Source organism: Bacillus sp. AFS031507 (assembly GCF_002584635.1).
Classification (GTDB): Bacteria; Bacillota; Bacilli; order Bacillales; family Cytobacillaceae; genus Neobacillus.
Genome location: NZ_NUOW01000062.1, coordinates 1 through 18,313, shown reverse-complemented (window position 1 = coordinate 18,313; position 18,313 = coordinate 1). Strand labels below are relative to the sequence as shown.

Sequence of the window (18,313 nt, the reverse complement as noted above, 5' to 3'; positions counted from 1 at the left end):
CTGAGGGAGTTGAAGAAGGATTGACTCCAAATAAATAATTTTAAGTATGGTGAATTATTAAACTAGCTGTATTTTCCTTTTTAAACAAAAAAGGTTTAATATCAGAATCTGATATTAAACCTTTTAATTTGACATTATATACAGTTTTTAATGTAGCTCTCTGAATTTCGCTGGTGTCATACCCACCTTTTTCTTAAAAACCATTCCAAAATAACTAACGTCTTCATATCCGCACAATTTACTAATATTCTTTATTTTCTCTTTTCTATCTTGAATTAGTAAAGTTCTTGCCTTCGCAAGCCGAACATCCGTAATATATTCAAATATTGAAAAACCATTAACTTTTTTAAATAACTGGCAAAGGTACTCTTTTGACAAATGGACCTTCTCTGCTAATTCTGATAATACAATTGGTTCCATATAATATTGATTTATATAGTCCATAACTAAATGAACTTTATTACTTTGATTTTGGATAGACTTTTCATTTTGAATGGTTGTAGATTTTAAAAATTCCAGCAAGAAATCATAAAGTATTCTTGAATAATCATACATTTCCATTGGATTATCCTGGGTATAGATAAAAATTAATTCTTTTATATATTTTTCTACTTTATCATTGTTAAGTTTATAAATACCTGATTGTTCAATTCCGATCCTATCAAAAAAATCTTTTGTCCCATACCCAGAAAAAAGTAAGAAATGAACTATCCATTCATTACTAAGTCCGTAGTATCTATGACCGACACCAGGAAAGAACAAAATTCCATTGCCTTCTTCTACGACATACTGTTTTTCGTTTATTTCAAGTACACCTTTTCCTTTTACAGTATGAATCCATTGGAAAAATGGTAAACCGGAAGGTCTGTTAATATATTCCTGCCTATGATTTAAACCTACAGCGGAAAGCACAAAGGGAAGTTGTACAGTTTGTTCAGTATATTTTGTAAAGAAAACCTTTTTCAACATTCAACAAAACCCCAATATATCTTAATATTTTCATATGTTTTTTATTATATTTAGATTTATTCTGCTTATTTTATCCCTTATCATATTAATATAATCTCATTATGAAAGGGGCTTCATTTTATGTCAACTATACCTCACATAAAAAATTACAATAATATACCAACATTATATGTCCATGACGAGCCATTCATTGCGTTAGCAGGGGAAATCCATAACTCTAGCGCTTCAAATCTGGAATATATGAAGAAAGAAGTATGGTCAAAAATAAAAACACTAAATATTAATTCAGTTATTGTTCCTGTTTATTGGGAGTTAATCGAGCCCGAAGAAAATCAGTTTGACTTTTCTCTAGTCGAAGGGCTCATTAATCAGGCGCGTGAAAATAATATGAATCTTATTTTCCTCTGGTTTGGCTTATGGAAAAATGCAGAATCATTTTATGTACCACATTGGATGAAAAGAGATACAAAAACTTATTTTCGTGCCTGTAAAGCCACCGGTGAAGCTTTAAATACGATTTCACCCTTATGTGAAGCCGCAATAGAAAAAGATGCCCACGCATTTTATCATTTGATGAATTTTATCAAATCAGTAGATTCTGAAGAAAACACCGTTATTGTCATACAGGTTGAAAACGAGATCGGACTCTTAGGAACAGATCGAGATTATTCTCAAGTAGCAAATGAAGCTTTTTTAAATGAAATACCTGAATCTGTGGCTAAAGAATTCAGTGTTTCTGGAACTTGGGAAGAAGCATTTGGCTTCGATGCAGGCGAATACTTTATGGCATATTATTTTTCATCTGCAGTTGAAAGAATCACTCAGCGTGGACAAAACGCATATCCGCTTCCTTGTTACGCCAATGCGTGGTTAGAACAATTTCCTTGGAATGCCGGAAGCTATCCAAGTGGCGGTCCAGTCATGAAAATGCATAAAATGTGGAAGTTAATGGCACCATCACTTTTTTGTCTTGCACCAGATATTTATGTTCCATATGTACCTAATGTAATGGACGAATATAGTCAGAATGGAAACCCCTTATTTATTCCAGAGGTCCGAGGTGATGCGGTATCAGCTACATATGCTCTATATGCCGTTGGCGGATGTAACGCTATTTGTTATTCACCTTTTGGTATCGAGGACCTTATGAAGAATCCAGAAAACATTGAAAAGCCACCACTTGAAGTCATGCTCGCATTAAATATCGACCCATCAGCATTTGATCTTGAAGGAAGTGCAGCGTATCTTGCCAAAAGCTATTCCATTATTGAAAATATCAAACCCCTTTACTTTGAATATAGAAATTCCAGTCATTTGCAGAGTTTTGTAAAGAGAAATGAACATGACTTTGGTAAACTGCTGCATTTTGACAAATACGATATTCTTGTTTCATATTCTCCAAAATTACAATATAAGCCAACATCAGGAGGTATAATTCTTGAGACTTCAGAAAGTGAATTCATTGTTATTGGAACGATGATAAACATTAAATTTTTAGCAAAACCCGGAAGGAATAAAAAAGTTGAATTTCTTAGACTAGAAGAAGGAGAATTTCAAAATGGAAAATGGAAAGCTGGACGTGTATTAAACGGGGATGAAAAAATGATGTTGAAATTGAAAGATATGCCATCAGCTTATAAAATTCATTTATATGAGTATTAAGAATAACATTGAGACCTATTGAAAGAATTCAACCAGCTATTGAAATATAAATGAAGCCGTTAGGATTATATTTTTAACGGTTTTTTCTGTTATAAAAGATTGTGAAGAAATGTACTTACACTAACGGGTGCGATTGTTCAATAAAAGCAGTCGCTTTTTCACTAATGAGCAGGTTAGTTGAAGAAGAAATTATTCGTAAAATCGATTTAATACAAATGAGATTTTATTATATATAGGAGAGATAAAATTGATTTCATTTTTTAGAAAACAGTTTCTTGAAGATAGAATTAAACCTATACTGTTTTTACAGTTAATATTAGTAATCTGTGTAATCATTGTTTATTTACACACTTTTAATAGGATTGATTATTTCTATTCTGGGATTTTGAACATAATAGTAGGAGTAATTTTTTTATTAAATGGTATTGAGATTTACATTCTCAAAAAAAGTGGTTATTTTCTCTGGCTAATCTTATCTTTACTTTTTTTGTGATGGCATCCGAGAAGCGGTTCTTCAACTAACGGGTTGCTTGAGAGAAAGGTCTGAGTTGTCTTTTAGGCAGCTTTTCTTGTTTCACTAACGGTGCAGGTTAGTTCAACAAGAGTAATTAAGAATTTTGTTTTATTAGTGGGAAATTTTCTCACTTTTTTATTTTTAATTGACACAGAATATTGGCTTGATTATAGTAGTAATACATATTACTACTACAGGGAGGTCCCTATGGAACATTTATTTGAGCAGTTTGAAGAGATTGGTTATTCAAAAAATGAAGCAAAGGCTTATATGGCATTACTTAAGGAGCCTGCTATAAATGGTTATGAAATCAGTAAAAAAAGTGGTGTACCACGCTCAATGGTTTATTCAGTCATTGCAAAATTAGTAGCGAAAGAAGCAATCATAGAGCTCCGAACAGATCCACCAACCTATACTCCTGTGCCAGTAAAAGAACTGATCAGGAATCGAAAAAGACAAACAGAGGAGACACTTAGTTATTTGGAAAAAGAGTTGCAAGTAATTGAAAAACCTGTAGAAGTGAATGTGATTAAGCATATTGAAGGGAGAACGAAAATCATTAATGCCATGCAAAAATTAATGCTGGCATCAAATGAAGAGATATGGCTTTCTGCATGGGAAGAGGAACTAAAGGAATTAAGTCATTCAGCCATAGAACAAGGTAAAAAAGGAATTCAGTTGTATTCAATGCTATTTACAGATCAAGAGACTGACTCTTTCGGAAAAACGTTTTACCATCGTCGAGACACGGCTTCCATTGAAGAAAGTAGAATGAGTAAAAGATTAACGATTGTTATTCAGGATAATCAAGAAGTGCTGATCGCGGGCTTTGTTAATGGTCAAATACCTCAAGCTATTCAAACTGCTGAACCAATGTTAGTTCTGCTGGCAAAAGAATATATTCGGCACGATATGATGATGAAAGTTGTGAGCGACAAAGTAGGAAATGACATGCTTAATTCATTATGGCGCGGTGATGATCTATTGACCTATATTGTTAGGAATGTAAAGAATTAAGGAGTTGTTTTATGTATATTGAAGTTTTTTTAGTTGGTGTTTTAGCAGCTTTATCACCTGGACCCGATTTTGTAGTAGTAATGAAAAATAGTTTAGGGATAGGAAGAAAATATGGAATAGCTACAGCATTGGGCATTGCCAGTGCATTGATTGTTCATATAACCTATACAATTTTAGGTTTTACCATAATATTAGAAAAATCACCTGTTATTTTTAATGTAATTAAAATTATTGGTGCTGCTTACTTGCTATGGTTAGGTTGGCAAGGAATTCGGTCAAAAGCTCAATCAGAAAGTTTACAAGATATAGGTATACAGCGATTATTGAAACCATCTACTATACTGGGCTTTCGTGAAGGATTTTTATGTAATGTATTAAATCCCAAATCAGCATTATTCTTCTTAAGTGTATTTTCTCAATTTATCGGAAACAACACTCCAAATTGGCTGCGTTGGATATATGGTGGAGAAATCATACTTGCGGTGGGGCTTTGGTTTATTTTATTAGCGATACTTATTTCAAATAACTATTTTAAAAAAATGTATCAACAGTATATGCATTGGTTTGACCGTGGACTTGGTATTATCTTAATTATTTTTTCCGTTACTATCGGGATAACTACAGTTTAAGATAAAGGGAGATGTTCAAATAGTGACTTGAATTATATATTGAGAATAGTTATATAAAAGAATGTGAAGCACAAATTGTTTCAGTAAATGACAAATTTGTTGTATTTGAACAAACGATTTTTTATCCAGGTGGCGGTGGACAACCTTGTGATAAAGGGTTTATTAAGCAGGGTGATGAAATCTACGAAGTAATAAAAGTAAAAAAAGTAGATGGTGAAATTATTCATGAACTAGCCCGACCGGTGCAAGATACACAACAAGCAGTTATTATGCAAATCGACTGGTCTTGGCGTTTTCAAAATATGCGTTATCACACGTTATTGCAGGCTATTTATATCAGCATTACAATGCTTTCGCTACAAGTAGTCAAATTGAAACGGACCATGCAAGATTAGAACTAGCTTTTTCTCCTGAGATAATTGAAAAAATACCATTTGAGCAGTTAGAACAATCCATAAAAAAGTTACTAATACAGCCTCATAATGTTCACACGAAAACAATAAGTAGAAGAGAAGCAGAGCAAAAAGAAGGAACCATTAAAACTATTATTAACTTACTTCCAACTTCTCTTAACGAAATTCGAATCGTTCAAATTAATGACATTGATGAGCAAGCATGTGGGGGAACCCATGTCAGCAACACAGCTGAGATTGGAGACTTCTCGATTATTAAAATTCAAAATAAAGGTGCTGCGAAAAAGAGATTAAAAATACAGCTTAATTAAAAGTAAATAAGTCGAATCAGTAGGTTTTATTAACTATGCTTATTAGAAATTTTATTATTATATTTCGACATATAGATACAAAGGATTTGATTTTATGAAACTTAACAGTTTAATTTCAACGCCGTTATATGTTCAATTAATTCAAAGAATAAAGGAAGCAATTGAAAAAAGTTTTAACTGGTTGATTGAACTAACGAGACGCTTAACAATCACGTCACGGTTAGACATAAGAACTCGAAGTTCTTCAAATGATTCAGAAGTCGGACGAACGAAGGAATAGTAACCATTCTTCACCATATCAGTGATAACTAGTGCATCTTTATTATCGCTTTTGGACTGGGTATTATCTCGGTTCTCTTTATTCCTTTTTACATGGTACGGATTTACTGTTACTACATCAATATTCTGTTCGAAAAGCCATTTTGATAGATTAATCCAGTAATGTCCCTTAGGTTCCATGCCGACCAAAGCTGTATCTAAGTTATTTGTCCTTTTTAGTTTGTTAATCCATTGCAATAAGATAGTAAATCCATCTTCGTTATTTTCATATGTAAGAGGACTGCCGACTACAATTCCACGGAAATTCACTGCTCGAGCGACGTGAAATTGTTGAGCGATGTCTACACCAACAACGAGGTGTTTNNTATTAGTTGATTTTGTTTGTCTTTAAACACTTATATTCAGGAGTTAAGTGAGGTGACTGGACACAATCATTGGTTCTTTCGATACTCTGAAGGAGTACACTTTTTAATTTTCTTGAATGTTTTTGAAAATAGGAGTACATCATTATATCCCACTGAACGGGAAATATCCCCAATTTTAAGCGTAGAATCCGTTAGCAGAAAACATGCTTTCTCTATTCTTAAACTTAATAAAAACTCTTGCGGCGATTTATTGAGATATTGCTTAAATAAACGATGAAGATATGAACGGTCAATTGAAATATATTTAGCGATATCATTTACTGTAATGTAATGCGTGTAATTTTGTTCAATAAAGAGTATCGCATCTTCGATATACTTTTGCTTTTTTACCTCAATGGTGACTCCACGATTCGGAAAGAGTTCACACAATATATATATAAATTCATAAAGCTTTGAAGTTAATAGCAAGCCTTTATTAGACGATAGCGTTGATGCCATTATGATACTATCCATACATTGGTTTAGTTTATTGTCATGATCGAACGTAAAAATCGGTTGATCCATAGATAAACTTGATCTGTTTAAATATTCCTTTGCTTTTACTCCACTGAAACCAATCCATTTATATTCCCATGGATCCTCAACATCTGCTTCATAATAAATTAAAATGTTTGGCTCAATTAAGAATGCTTCATTTTTTCCTAGATGATAGATTTTATCATGTACTTTAAAAATCCCTTTTCCTTTTAAAATATAGTGAATTATGTATCCGCTTCGTATCGCTGGACCATAAGAATATTTACTTATACAAGCTTCTCTACCGCATGTGTACAAATTTAGATCTAAATTGTTATGAGAAGGATTGGAAAAGTTTAAAATCATTGTGTCACCTCTAATTGAAAATGTTTGCAAGTTATCACATCGTTCCATATTCAGTCTACATAATACCATATAAATATCTAATTAAAACTATTAAAATGAACCCATAAGCATTAAGTGAAACAACATATTTCAATAAACAGTATAAGGTGGAGTTACACATTGTTTTCGTTGAAATAATTGATGCTTACTTATGTGGGGGAGGTCGTTATGACTATTTACATCGATGATGAACAACTTTTATTTCATTTGCAAGGAAAAAACTCGAGTTATGTTATGCAGGTTATACGAGATGGCTATTTAGCTCACTTATACTGGGGGAAGAGTGTTCACAAATATCGCGGAAACAACAAAATTATCTTTATGGATCGAGTTTTTTCTCCTAATCCAGATGCGTCAGATCGAACATTTTCGCTAGATACGCTACCTCAGGAGTATCCAGCATATGGAAATGGTGACTTTAGAACTCCATCTTATCAAATACACTTAGAGAATGGCTCTACCTTGACCGACCTTCGTTATAAGGAATACCGAGTGAATAAAGGTAAGCCAAAATTGAAAGGGTTACCATCCACTTATGTAGAGGATGAAAATGAGACGGAAACACTAGAAATCATCATGGAAGATAAATTGCTGGGACTGACTGTTACGTTAACATATAGTTTGTATGAAGATCGAGATGTTATCACTAGATCTGTTCAGTTTGATAATCAAGGATCACAAAATTTAAAAATGCTTCGAGCTCTAAGTGCAAATGTTGATTTTCCTGATGATGAATATGAATTAATCACATTGTATGGTGCTCATAGTAATGAGAAAAATATTGAGAGACGTAAAATTGTACCAGGGATTCAAATGGTTGATAGTTGCCGGGGAGCTAGCAGTCCTCAACAAGCGCCGTTTTTGGCATTAGTAAGAAAAGGGACTGATGAAGATCAAGGTGAAGTGTATGCGTTTAACCTTGTGTATAGCGGGAATTTTACAGCACAAGTTCAAGTGGATCCATATCGCAATACAAGAGTATCTATAGGGATTAATCCTTTCGATTTCTCATGGTTATTAGAGCCGGGGGAAACCTTTCAAACGCCTGAAATTGTAATGGTTTACACAGAAAAAGGATTAGGCGATATGTCCAGAATTTATCACGAATTGTATAGTAAAAGACTATGTCGTGGATTATTTCGGGACAAGGTACGTCCAATACTAATTAATAATTGGGAAGCCACTTATTTTGATTTTAATAAAGAAAAAATTGAACAAATTGCCAATGAAGCAAAACAAGTAGGAATAGAACTATTTGTATTAGATGATGGATGGTTTGGAAAACGTGATGACAGCAAAAGCTCGTTAGGGGATTGGGTAGTCAATCAGCGTAAACTTCCGAATGGTTTAGTAGATCTTGCAAACCGCGTTCGTAGTCTTGGTATGGAGTTTGGTATATGGTTTGAACCAGAAATGGTTTCTATTGATAGTGAATTATATAGAAATCATCCAGATTGGTGTTTACATGTACCAGGTCGCCCACATACGTTAGGGAGAAATCAACTCATTTTGGATTTATCGAGGCTGGAAGTCTGTGATTACGTAATTAAAGCGTTGTCAGATATTTTATCGAGTGCTCCGATAACCTATGTAAAATGGGATATGAATCGTCATATGACGGATATAGGGTCAATAGCGTTACAACCCGAACGACAGCGTGAAACGGCTCACCGCTATATGTTAGGACTATACAAAATAATGGAAGAAATTACAACAAAATTTCCTAATATATTGTTTGAGAGTTGTTCGAGTGGTGGAGGTCGCTTTGACGCAGGGATGCTTTATTATATGCCGCAAACATGGACAAGCGATAACACAGATGCGATGTGTCGTTTGAAAATTCAATATGGTACAAGTCTTGTTTATCCACCGATTACAATGGGGGCGCACGTTTCATCTGTCCCAAATCATCAAGTTGGAAGAATTACTTCACTTGAGACAAGAGGGTATGTCGCCATGGCTGGGAATTTCGGTTATGAGCTAGACTTAACAAAATTAACAGAGGAAGAAAAAGAAGTAGTTAAACAACAAATTGCTTTGTATAAAGAGATTCGACCACTTATTCAATTTGGTAGATTTTATAGAATATTTAATCCCTTTGATGGGAATGAAGCTGCATGGAACTTTGTTTCTGAAGATCAATCAGAAGTAGCAGCTAGTTATTTCAAAGTATTATCTCAACCAGCAGCTCCTCTTCGAACTATAAAACTTAAAGGGGTACATCCAGATTATGTTTATCAAAATGTGGAGACAGGAGAGTTGTTTGGAGGAGATGAGTTGATGAATGTTGGTATTACACTACCAAGTATCAAGCAAGACTTTTTAAGTATGTTCTGGAGATTTAAAAAGTATAGTATCTAAACAGTACAAGTAAATAATATTTATGCCGTATTTTCTACCATACATGGTTGCTCTGGTCCATAATTATATATTTTAAAAATCTTCCATATTGTTAAAATTTAGGAACAGATTGTAGTAGTCTTATATGTTAATTTGCTTTTGTAAATTAAGCTATTAATAAGTTCCACATTTTTGTTATTTCCCAATTATGAGATTTTTTTATGGTGTTAAACAGTTTTGTAAAAAAGTAATTAAAGAATTTAAAATAGAACATTTTTGTAGGAGAGTGGGATGTTTTTTGAGGAATCCTTATAAAATGACCTATCATATAGAGCCAGATAGGGGTCTGATGAATGATCCAAATGGTTTAATTTGGTTCAAAGGTAAGTATTATTTTTTCCACCAATGGAATCGTTTTGATATGAATCATCATTACAAAGAGTGGGGGTTGTTTACTTCAACTAATATGATTGATTGGACCAATCAGGGTTCTACTATTCTTCCGGATAGAAAATTGGATCGAAATGGTGTTTATTCAGGTAGCAGTATAGAACATAAAGGAGAGATGTATTTATTCTATACTGGAAACGTAAAAAAAGATGGGGAAAGAAAAAGCTATCAGTGCATTATTACATCTAAAAATGGTCGGACTTTTATTAAAGAAGAAAGTGTAATTGAAACGCCCGCAGAGTTTACTGAACACCATCGAGATCCAAAAGTGTGGAGAGGTGAAAATAATTGGTGGATGGTTGTAGGTGCTCAAACGAAAGAGAGGAAAGGCGCGATTGCACTCTACTCTTCTTGTGACTTGTTGCATTGGAAATATGAGAATATTTTGTACGATCAACAGTTAGACAATATGTGTGAGTGCCCAGATTTATTTTCATTAAATGGTGAAACAGATATATTGCTTTGTTGTCCTCAAGTGAGACCAGAAAAAGATGATGATTTAACAGGTGTTTCCAGTTATGCAGCGTTTATATCTGGAAAATTTGATGAAAAAACAAAAAAATTTCTACCAAAAGGTTCTTTAGAATTACTGGACTATGGATTTGATTTCTATGCACCTCAATCTTTTTCAGATCATAAAGGGAGACGAATTTTGGTGGGATGGATGTCTCGAATGTCTGAGATAGAGGAGTATTTATGCCCTACTAAACAATATGGTTATTTGCATTGTTTGACTTTACCACGTGTTGTAACAATGAAAAATGGAAAAATTCAACAACTACCTATTGAAGAGGTTAAACAACTGAGAAAACGTAAACAGAAATTCACATCTTCTCAAGGTCGTTTTGAATTAGAAAGTGGGCGATTTGAACTAGAGTTGAGTAGAAAAGATTGTTCTAGTGATTTTCATTTGTTTTTGAGAAATTGCTCAGTAGAGATTCATTATTATGGTAATAAAAACGTATTGTCTGTCACGCGGGTGAATTGGATAGCCAATAAAAAGGAAACGAAAGTAAAACAGGTTCAAAGCCTGTCACAAATGAGTATTTTTAGTGATAACTCCTCTATCGAAATATTTGTGAATGATGGAGAATGCGTTTTTTCATTAAGATACTTTACTGAGGAAGAGAATTTAAGTGTGAAATATGCCGGATTACAGCAAGAAGGAGAATTACTTTATTTTGCATTTTAGGAGATGAGAATATGGGGAATCAAGATTTAGCAAAAAAGATTATTGAATTGATTGGTGGGAAAGAAAATATTCATTCAGTTGCTCACTGTGCAACAAGATTGCGAATTATTATAGTTGACAAAGACAAGATAAATAGTGATGAAATTGAAAATCTGGATAAAGTAAAAGGGAGTTTTTTCAATTCTGGTCAGTTTCAGATTATCTTGGGAACTGGATTGGTAAACAAAGTATATGACGAGGTCATGATATTATTGGGGGATAATATTCAGAGTCAGACTCCTATCAAAAAAGAAGGAAATCGCTTTCAACGTAGCGTTAGAATTTTTGGAGATGTTTTCGTTCCAATTATTCCGGTTCTGGTTGCGACTGGTTTATTTATGGGCTTAAGAGGTTTGCTTACACAAGAATCTGTTTTGGCATTGTTAGGTTTAACACCTGACAGTATTTCCAAAGAACTCTTATTGTTCACTCAGATCCTAACAGATACAGCTTTTGCCTTTTTACCAGCGTTAGTTTGTTGGTCAACGTTTAGGATCTTTGGAGGTAATCCAGTTTTAGGGATCGTACTAGGTTTAATGCTTGTAAACCCTGTTTTACCAAATGCTTATGAAGTAGGTCAACAGGTTGCAGACCCATTAGTGTTTTTTGGATTCATTAAGGTGGTAGGTTATCAAGGATCTGTTTTGCCGGCATTTATAACAGGAATTGTAGGAGCAAAAATTGAAAAATTCTTGAAAACAAAAATACCTGACTCCCTTGACCTTATTTTGACGCCATTTCTAACACTTCTTTTTGGTATTACACTAGCATTATTTGTTATTGGACCTATTTTCCACGAAGTTGAACTGCTTGTCTTATATGCTGTTCAATTTTTATTGGAGTTACCGTTTGGAATCGGTGGCTTGATTTATGGAAGTTTTGGACAATTATTAGGTATTTTTGGTATTCATCATATATTGAATTTCTTGGAAATTAACATGCTTTCACAAACAGGTTGGAATATGCTAAATCCAATTGGAACTTGTGGTAATATGGCTCAAGCGGGTGCAGTCCTAGCAGTAGGGATCAAAACTTTTTCTCCAAAAATGAAACAAATAGCTTATCCAGCAAGTCTTTCTGCTACTTTAGGTATTACAGAACCAGCAGTCTTTGGAGTGAATCTTAGGTTGGTGAAACCTTTTGTTATGTCAATGATTGGTGGGGGAGTGGGAGGATTCTTAGCGTCTATCTTACAATTAAAAGCTACTGGAATGGCATTAACAGGTATTCCAGGAACCTTATTATACTTGAATAATCAATTGCCCCTTTATATTCTTGTAAACGTTGTCGCTTTCTCTGTGTCATTTGTTTTAACTTACACAATTGGTTACAAACCAGTCGAGACTGGGAATCAAAAACAAGTAAACAAAATATCAAATTCATCAATTATGCCACAGGTCGTAAATGTTAAAGACGAGAAGCTTTATGCACCAGTTACAGGAAAGGTCATGGATTTAAGCGAAGTCAATGATCCCGTTTTTTCCAAAAAATTGATGGGCGATGGCTTTGCAGTCACACCTAGTGACGGGCAGATTGTTGCTCCGGTTGCCGGCACTGTTTCAATGGTGCAAGGACATGCAGTTGGTTTGAACCGCATTGATGGCTTGGAAGTTCTCGTGCACTTGGGCATAGATACGGTTTCGCTGAAAGGCGCACCATTTTCTAACAATGTCAAAGTTGGTGACTCTGTCAACGGAGGTGACCCGATTGCGATGGTTGACTGGAAGAAGGTTACCGACGCTGGTTTAGCAACAACGACTATGGTTGTGATAACGAATACCAACGACAAACTTGATAGCTTGGATTTTCACACAGGTGAAGTGACCGATGGAGCCTGCATCGGTGTTGCTAAGGCAAAATAGAGATCGTGTTCAACTTTCATACAAATAGTATTACCTGCTACATTAATAATTTTAATTTAGAATCAATTCATTATAATCAATTATAAGTAGAGCAATTTTAAAAGAATAATATTATACGTTATCTTAGTAAATTAAAGAAAATTATTATAGCCTCCGATGGCACCGGTACCATCGGAGGACTCATTTATTTGTTGATTCTTCATCCGTTAAAATTTTTGTAAACGATGGGGAAGAAGTGATTACCTCAAGGGTCTTTCACCGTCAAAACAGTAGGGGGATTTTCTCTTTGCATTGAATGGGAGTTCTACGTTTAAAATATAAGTGTTACTTAGTAGATATTTTACACTTGGGAAAGATTGTGAAATATTACACTTAAATTAATGGGTGCTTTAGTGAAAGATTAAAGCTGTCAATTGTGGCAGCTTTTCTTATTATGCTTACGGAGCAGGTTAGTTGAATAAGGAATGGGAATAATACTCCTAAAAATGTTAAGGTGATAGAAATATGACTACTTTCTTACTTATATCCTGTGTGCCAAATTTGTGGTGCTGTTTATGTAAATTCAAACGACAAGTTGGGTTTTGATTTTGATACCAATAAATAAATGCCCTCCCTTCTAAATCACAAAAATCAAATTTCAAATTACACAGAAAAAAACAGTTTTTTTATTTCACAAAAGTATGTTCTCCTTAAAAATCAGTCTTTGGTAAGATTCTTGGGATCATATAATCAAGGGATTTAGGTTATGCTGACAGATTAAATGTAGAAGAGATTGTGGAGTTTCCTTATTTGAACTATAGGTAGTTTCACTACATTTGATAATATTTGGAATAAGTATTATGAGGTTACTTTCTTTACCGTTCGTTCTCAATATGTTATAGTGACTATGGGAGGAGGAAAATAGTATGGCAAGAAGTAAAGAATTCGAAGAGAGCGTAGTATTAGACAAGGCGATGAAGCTCTTTTGGGAACAAGGTTATGAGAAGACATCCTTGACCGATCTGGTTGAGCATATGGGAATCCATCGAAGAAGTTTGTATGACACATTTGGCGACAAACATACGCTATTTTTGAAAGCTATGGATCGATTTCGCGATAAAGTCAGTGCAGAGCTTACGGGAGAAGTTAAACGCTCCAAGAATGCAGCGGAGGCTCTTCAGTTAATTTTTAGTTTCATGATATATGGTGAAGAGAACTCTCCTTCAGGCTGTTTAATGGTGAATTCGGCGGTGGAATTGGCAATGCGCGATGCTGATGTGGATTCAAAGTCCACTGAATCGTTCACACTATCAGAGCAGCTACTCAAGGATATTATTCTGTGGGGGCAAGAGGAGGGAGAATTTACTTCAGAGTATGATGCCGGCGAACTGGCGGATCATCTGCATACTGTATGTGTTGGGTTAAGGGTAATGACAAGAACCTCCATTCCCAAAGAAAAACTACACCGTATAGCCAATTTATCGATAAAACTTTTAGATAAATAATTATTTTATTCTTAGAATTATAGTTCCTATATGAGTAAGTCTGAGCTGTAGTAAAGCTTACTCCTAAGAATATATCATTGCTTATGCATTTTTTAGAATAATTGTTCTCATATATGAGTTTTGCCTTGCTTAAGCTCTCTCCATGAAGGGATTTTTCTTTTGTGTTTTTTAGAATGATCGTTCTCGTATATGAGTCTTGCCCTACTTAAAAATTTCTCAATGAAGGGATCATTCCTTTGTGCTTTTTAGAATGACCATTCCCATATAGCGAGACTTGCCTATGTCCAAAATCTCTCCTTAAGGAAATCATTACATACGTAGTTTTGGGGAGTAAGACATTTTGTTGTACCAAAAATAAATAATAAAAGGAGCGCATAAAAATGAAAATTTCTGAACAAGTCGCATTTGTAACCGGAGCGAACCGAGGTTTTGGACGCCATTTAGCACTTGAACTTCTATCCAGAGGGGCTAAGGTTTATGCTGGTGCAAGAAATCCGGAGTCCATTGAGATTCCAGGTGTAATTCCTGTAAAGCTTGATATTACCAACCCTCAAGAGGTAGCTGCAGCTGCTATGGTCGCTAAGGATGTTACGCTTTTGATCAACAATGCAGGATCGTCTACAGGTGCTTCTTTGATTGACGGTGATCTCGATAAAATACATTTGGAGTTTAATACGCATTTCTTTGGCACACTTTCCATGGTTCGTACTTTTGCACCGATTCTAGCAAATAATGGGGGAGGATCGATTCTGAATATTCTTTCCGCATTATCTTGGATAAGTTCGGGAACTTTTGGCGCTTACACGGCTGCAAAGGCGGCAGAGTGGGCATTGACGAACGACTTACGTTTAAATCTCTATCCTCAAAATGTGAGAGTAGCTGGATTACATGTAGGCTTCATGGAGACAGACATGACGTCGAGCTTAGAAGTTCCCAAATCCAACACAGAGGATATCGCAAAAATTGCTATTGATGGATTAGAATCCGACAGCTTTGAAATTGTTGCTGATGACGTGAGCCGAAAGATCCAAAGAGATTTTGCCGGGGGTGTATCTGCTATTTACCCACATCTCTCCTAAATACAAATTACTAAGATAGTGATTTGTCCAAGATTTCAAACAAAAGGTAAAAGGACACACGTTTACAACGGGTAACATAATTTGAAGAGGAGTGTACAAAAATGGGTAAATTGTGGAGCAAAACGAAAATTGGAAATGTGGAATTACCTCATCGTTTAGCGATGGCACCATTGACACGTAGTAGAGCGCAAGAAGATGGTACACCGGGAGAACTAAGTTCCCTTTATTATGCTCAAAGAGCATCTATGGGATTAATTATTAGTGAAGGTACACAACCTTCTAATGATGGACAAGGTTACTTATGGTCACCTGGCATCTATACTGAAAAGCATATTGAAGGGTGGAAAAAGGTTACGGATGCGGTGCATGAAGCAGGTGGATTTATGTATATCCAATTAATGCATGTCGGTCGTATGTCGCACCCTGACAATACACCACATCATCGTCAAGCAGTTGCGCCATCTGCGATCGCACCCGGTGTAGAAATGTTTACTGCTAAAGGGATGCAGGAAATACCCGTTCCACGTGAGTTAAGTGAAGAAGATATTCAAACGACAATTGCAGACTTCCGAAAAGCAGCATCTGCAGCTATTGAAGCAGGAGCTGATGGCGTTGAAATTCATGGAGCAAATGGTTATCTAATTAATCAATTTATCGGAGTAAATTCTAATAAACGAACGGATAAGTACGGTGGATCAATAGAGAATCGTGCTCGCTTTGCGATCGAAATAACGAAAGCAATCGTTGAAGAAATTGGAGCAGAAAGAACAGGCTTTCGTATTTCACCAGGTACGCCTCTTGGTGGGATTGAAGAAGGTGAACAAGGTCCTGAAGTTTATCTCCATCTTGTAAAAGAATTAGCTCAATTCAATTTAGCTTACCTTCATGTTATGCATTTAGGAAACGAAACACTGCTCCATGAAATTCGTTCAATTTGGTTAAATCCATTATTAGTCAATCGAGCTGGTCGAGCTCTAGAAGATATTAGTGTAGATATTGATAATGGCGTTGCTGATATGGTACCAGTCGGTGTATGGTCATTAGCTAATCCGGATTTAGTAGAACGTCTCAAAAAAGGGTTTCCTTTGAATGAAGCAGACCGTACAACATTCTTTGGTGGTAACGGAAGCGTGGGTTATACGGATTATCCTACGATGAAAGAATTAAAATCTCAAGAGGGGTAAGTATAGCTAATATGGTGAAGAATGGCGTACAACTGAAAAATTGTACGCCATTCTTTCATCAGAATTAGACATTTTGGGAACCAGATGTCTTGGTAATTAATATAATAAAAGTTTGTGCCGTTTTTTGGCTCAACTTGAAAATCAGTGCTTGACGCATGAATTACGTGTATTTGCAGGCGTTTGGTGCATTCTTGGGCTATACCCTTCAAGCACTGGTTTTTGTTTTGAGTCACCTACATTCAACGCTAGAGATTGCATTTCATGAAAAGGCACCAAAACATTGTAAAGGAAGAGGATGAAAAAATGAGAGCTGCTCAAATGCAGAAATATTCAAAAGAAGTTCAAGTGGAATTGAATGATGTTAAAATACCAGAAATTAATAGCCGGGAGGTACTCGTTAAAGTAAAAGCAGCAGGTGTTAATCCATTAGATATCCTAATTTTAAATGGAAGTATTCGAATGATTTCTGATTATGATTTACCATTAACTTTAGGAAATGAACTATCTGGCGTTATTGAGGCTGTCGGAAAAGATGTTGAGAACTTCCACGTTGGTGACCACATTTATACGAGGTTGCCAGTTAATCAAATTGGAGCTTTTGCTGAATATGCGGTCGTCAATGAAGATGCTATAGCCATAATGCCTAAAAATCTATCCTTTATTGAAGCAGCCGCTGTTCCTCTCACTGCTTTGACTGCTTATCAAGCATTAAATGACGTACTCAATGCTCAGCCTAACAAAAAATTATTTATCCCTGGAGGAACCGGTGGCTTTGGTGCTATGGCAATCCCCATCGCCAAATCAATGGGGTTATATGTTATAACAAGCGGCAGTGAAAGAGGTAGATCACGTACACTGTCGATTGGCGCTGATAGATTCATAAATTATCATAAGGAAAACTATGCCAACATTTTATCTGATATAGATTATGTTATCGATACCTTGGGAGCAAAAGAGATAAAAGCAGAACTTGGTATCTTAAAACCTCAAGGAAAGTTAGTATCATTAAAAGCCGTACCTAATTATCGCTTTGCGGTTGACAATAATTTTCCAATGTGGAAAAAATTATTGTTTGGTTTGGTGGGTGCTCGTGTAGATTTTTTAGCACGTAAACATAAAAATGAATATTACTTTTTATTCGTACACGCCAATGGCAGTCAATTACAAAGAATCACTAATCTTGTTGAAAAAGAAAATATCACACCCTCTATTGATTCAATTTATAATTTTAATGACATTAACAAAGCATTAATAAAAGTTTCTACTGGACACTCACAAGGCAAAGTTATTGTAACCTTCTAATCTAAAATTTAAGTACGTGGAAGAACTCTTGTTAAACTATAAGGTGCTTTCCTTTTATAGATCTAGCTGCCAGTAGGGTAGCTTTTTATTTATGTCGCAAACGGGGAAGCATTCCTGTAATGAATAAAACCAAAATGAATAAGTTTGTAAAAAAATGTACTTAAGTTAACGGTGGCTTTAGTGTAAAAAAAGGTTGCAGCGGTAGCTCTTTTTCTTGTTCCACTAACGGGTGCTAGAGTTTAACAAGGGGGTTGCTGAGGCGATTCCTTTTTTTATTCAACTAAAGGGGCAGCATTCCTGT

At 35.2% G+C, this 18,313-nt stretch carries 15 protein-coding genes and 1 pseudogene; 13 read left to right on the top strand and 3 right to left on the bottom strand.

What is annotated here, in order from left to right; genetic code table 11:
* Window positions 1-147: 147 nt before the first annotated feature.
* Entirely contained in the window at window positions 148-969 is an 822-nt protein-coding gene (locus tag COE25_RS28565) for an AraC family transcriptional regulator (RefSeq protein WP_098935067.1), read from the bottom strand.
* Between the two features lie 120 nt (window positions 970-1,089).
* On the opposite strand from COE25_RS28565, the gene COE25_RS28560 reads away from it, so the two are divergent.
* From COE25_RS28560 to COE25_RS28540, 5 genes are all read left to right on the top strand, one after another.
* On the top strand, window positions 1,090-2,631 hold the full coding sequence (locus tag COE25_RS28560; protein ID WP_098935066.1) for a DUF5597 domain-containing protein: 1,542 nt from the start codon (window positions 1,090-1,092) through the stop codon (window positions 2,629-2,631).
* Window positions 2,632-3,352: 721 nt separating this feature from the next.
* A complete protein-coding gene (locus COE25_RS28550; RefSeq protein ID WP_098935064.1) occupies window positions 3,353-4,162 on the top strand; it encodes a TrmB family transcriptional regulator in 810 nt (269 codons plus the stop codon).
* Window positions 4,163-4,173: 11 nt separating this feature from the next.
* Window positions 4,174-4,791 (top strand): LysE family transporter, encoded by a 618-nt coding sequence (locus tag COE25_RS28545; RefSeq protein ID WP_098935063.1) that lies wholly within the window; start codon window positions 4,174-4,176, stop codon window positions 4,789-4,791.
* Between the two features lie 38 nt (window positions 4,792-4,829).
* Entirely contained in the window at window positions 4,830-5,186 is a 357-nt protein-coding gene (locus COE25_RS32455; RefSeq protein ID WP_142354530.1) for an alanine--tRNA ligase-related protein, read from the top strand.
* Entirely contained in the window at window positions 5,078-5,515 is a 438-nt protein-coding gene (locus COE25_RS28540) for an alanyl-tRNA editing protein (RefSeq protein ID WP_180247650.1), read from the top strand. The genes COE25_RS32455 and COE25_RS28540 overlap by 109 nt, the downstream gene beginning before the upstream one ends.
* 174 nt (window positions 5,516-5,689) lie before the next feature.
* On the opposite strand, the pseudogene COE25_RS28535 reads toward COE25_RS28540, so the two are convergent.
* Together COE25_RS28535 and COE25_RS28530 are read right to left on the bottom strand one after the other, a co-directional pair.
* Window positions 5,690-6,157 (bottom strand): annotated as a pseudogene (locus COE25_RS28535) (IS110 family transposase); the annotation flags it as partial.
* 68 nt (window positions 6,158-6,225) lie between these two features.
* The gene (locus tag COE25_RS28530; protein WP_098935061.1) at window positions 6,226-7,041 is read right to left on the bottom strand and encodes an AraC family transcriptional regulator; all 816 of its coding nucleotides are present in this window, start codon (window positions 7,039-7,041) and stop codon (window positions 6,226-6,228) included.
* 207 nt (window positions 7,042-7,248) lie between these two features.
* On the opposite strand from COE25_RS28530, the gene COE25_RS28525 reads away from it, so the two are divergent.
* The 8 genes from COE25_RS28525 to COE25_RS28495 all read left to right on the top strand — a co-directional run bounded on the left by COE25_RS28525 (window position 7,249) and on the right by COE25_RS28495 (window position 18,012).
* On the top strand, window positions 7,249-9,441 hold the full coding sequence (locus COE25_RS28525; RefSeq protein WP_098935060.1) for an alpha-galactosidase: 2,193 nt from the start codon (window positions 7,249-7,251) through the stop codon (window positions 9,439-9,441).
* A 187-nt stretch (window positions 9,442-9,628) separates the two neighbouring features.
* Window positions 9,629-11,062 (top strand): glycoside hydrolase family 32 protein, encoded by a 1,434-nt coding sequence (locus tag COE25_RS28520; protein WP_306573076.1) that lies wholly within the window; start codon window positions 9,629-9,631, stop codon window positions 11,060-11,062.
* Window positions 11,063-11,073: 11 nt separating this feature from the next.
* The gene (locus tag COE25_RS28515; protein WP_098935058.1) at window positions 11,074-12,963 is read left to right on the top strand and encodes a PTS sucrose transporter subunit IIABC; all 1,890 of its coding nucleotides are present in this window, start codon (window positions 11,074-11,076) and stop codon (window positions 12,961-12,963) included.
* A gap of 130 nt (window positions 12,964-13,093) precedes the next feature.
* Entirely contained in the window at window positions 13,094-13,258 is a 165-nt protein-coding gene (locus COE25_RS31145; RefSeq protein ID WP_180247651.1) for a GH32 C-terminal domain-containing protein, read from the top strand.
* A gap of 610 nt (window positions 13,259-13,868) precedes the next feature.
* Window positions 13,869-14,447, top strand: a complete 579-nt coding sequence (locus tag COE25_RS28510; protein WP_098935057.1) for a TetR/AcrR family transcriptional regulator — start codon at window positions 13,869-13,871, stop codon at window positions 14,445-14,447.
* Between the two features lie 380 nt (window positions 14,448-14,827).
* Window positions 14,828-15,526, top strand: a complete 699-nt coding sequence (locus COE25_RS28505) for an SDR family oxidoreductase (protein WP_098935056.1) — start codon at window positions 14,828-14,830, stop codon at window positions 15,524-15,526.
* A 101-nt stretch (window positions 15,527-15,627) separates the two neighbouring features.
* Entirely contained in the window at window positions 15,628-16,710 is a 1,083-nt protein-coding gene (locus COE25_RS28500; RefSeq protein WP_098935055.1) for an alkene reductase, read from the top strand.
* Between the two features lie 303 nt (window positions 16,711-17,013).
* Entirely contained in the window at window positions 17,014-18,012 is a 999-nt protein-coding gene (locus tag COE25_RS28495; protein ID WP_098935068.1) for an NADP-dependent oxidoreductase, read from the top strand.
* The last annotated feature ends 301 nt before the right edge of the window (window positions 18,013-18,313 follow it).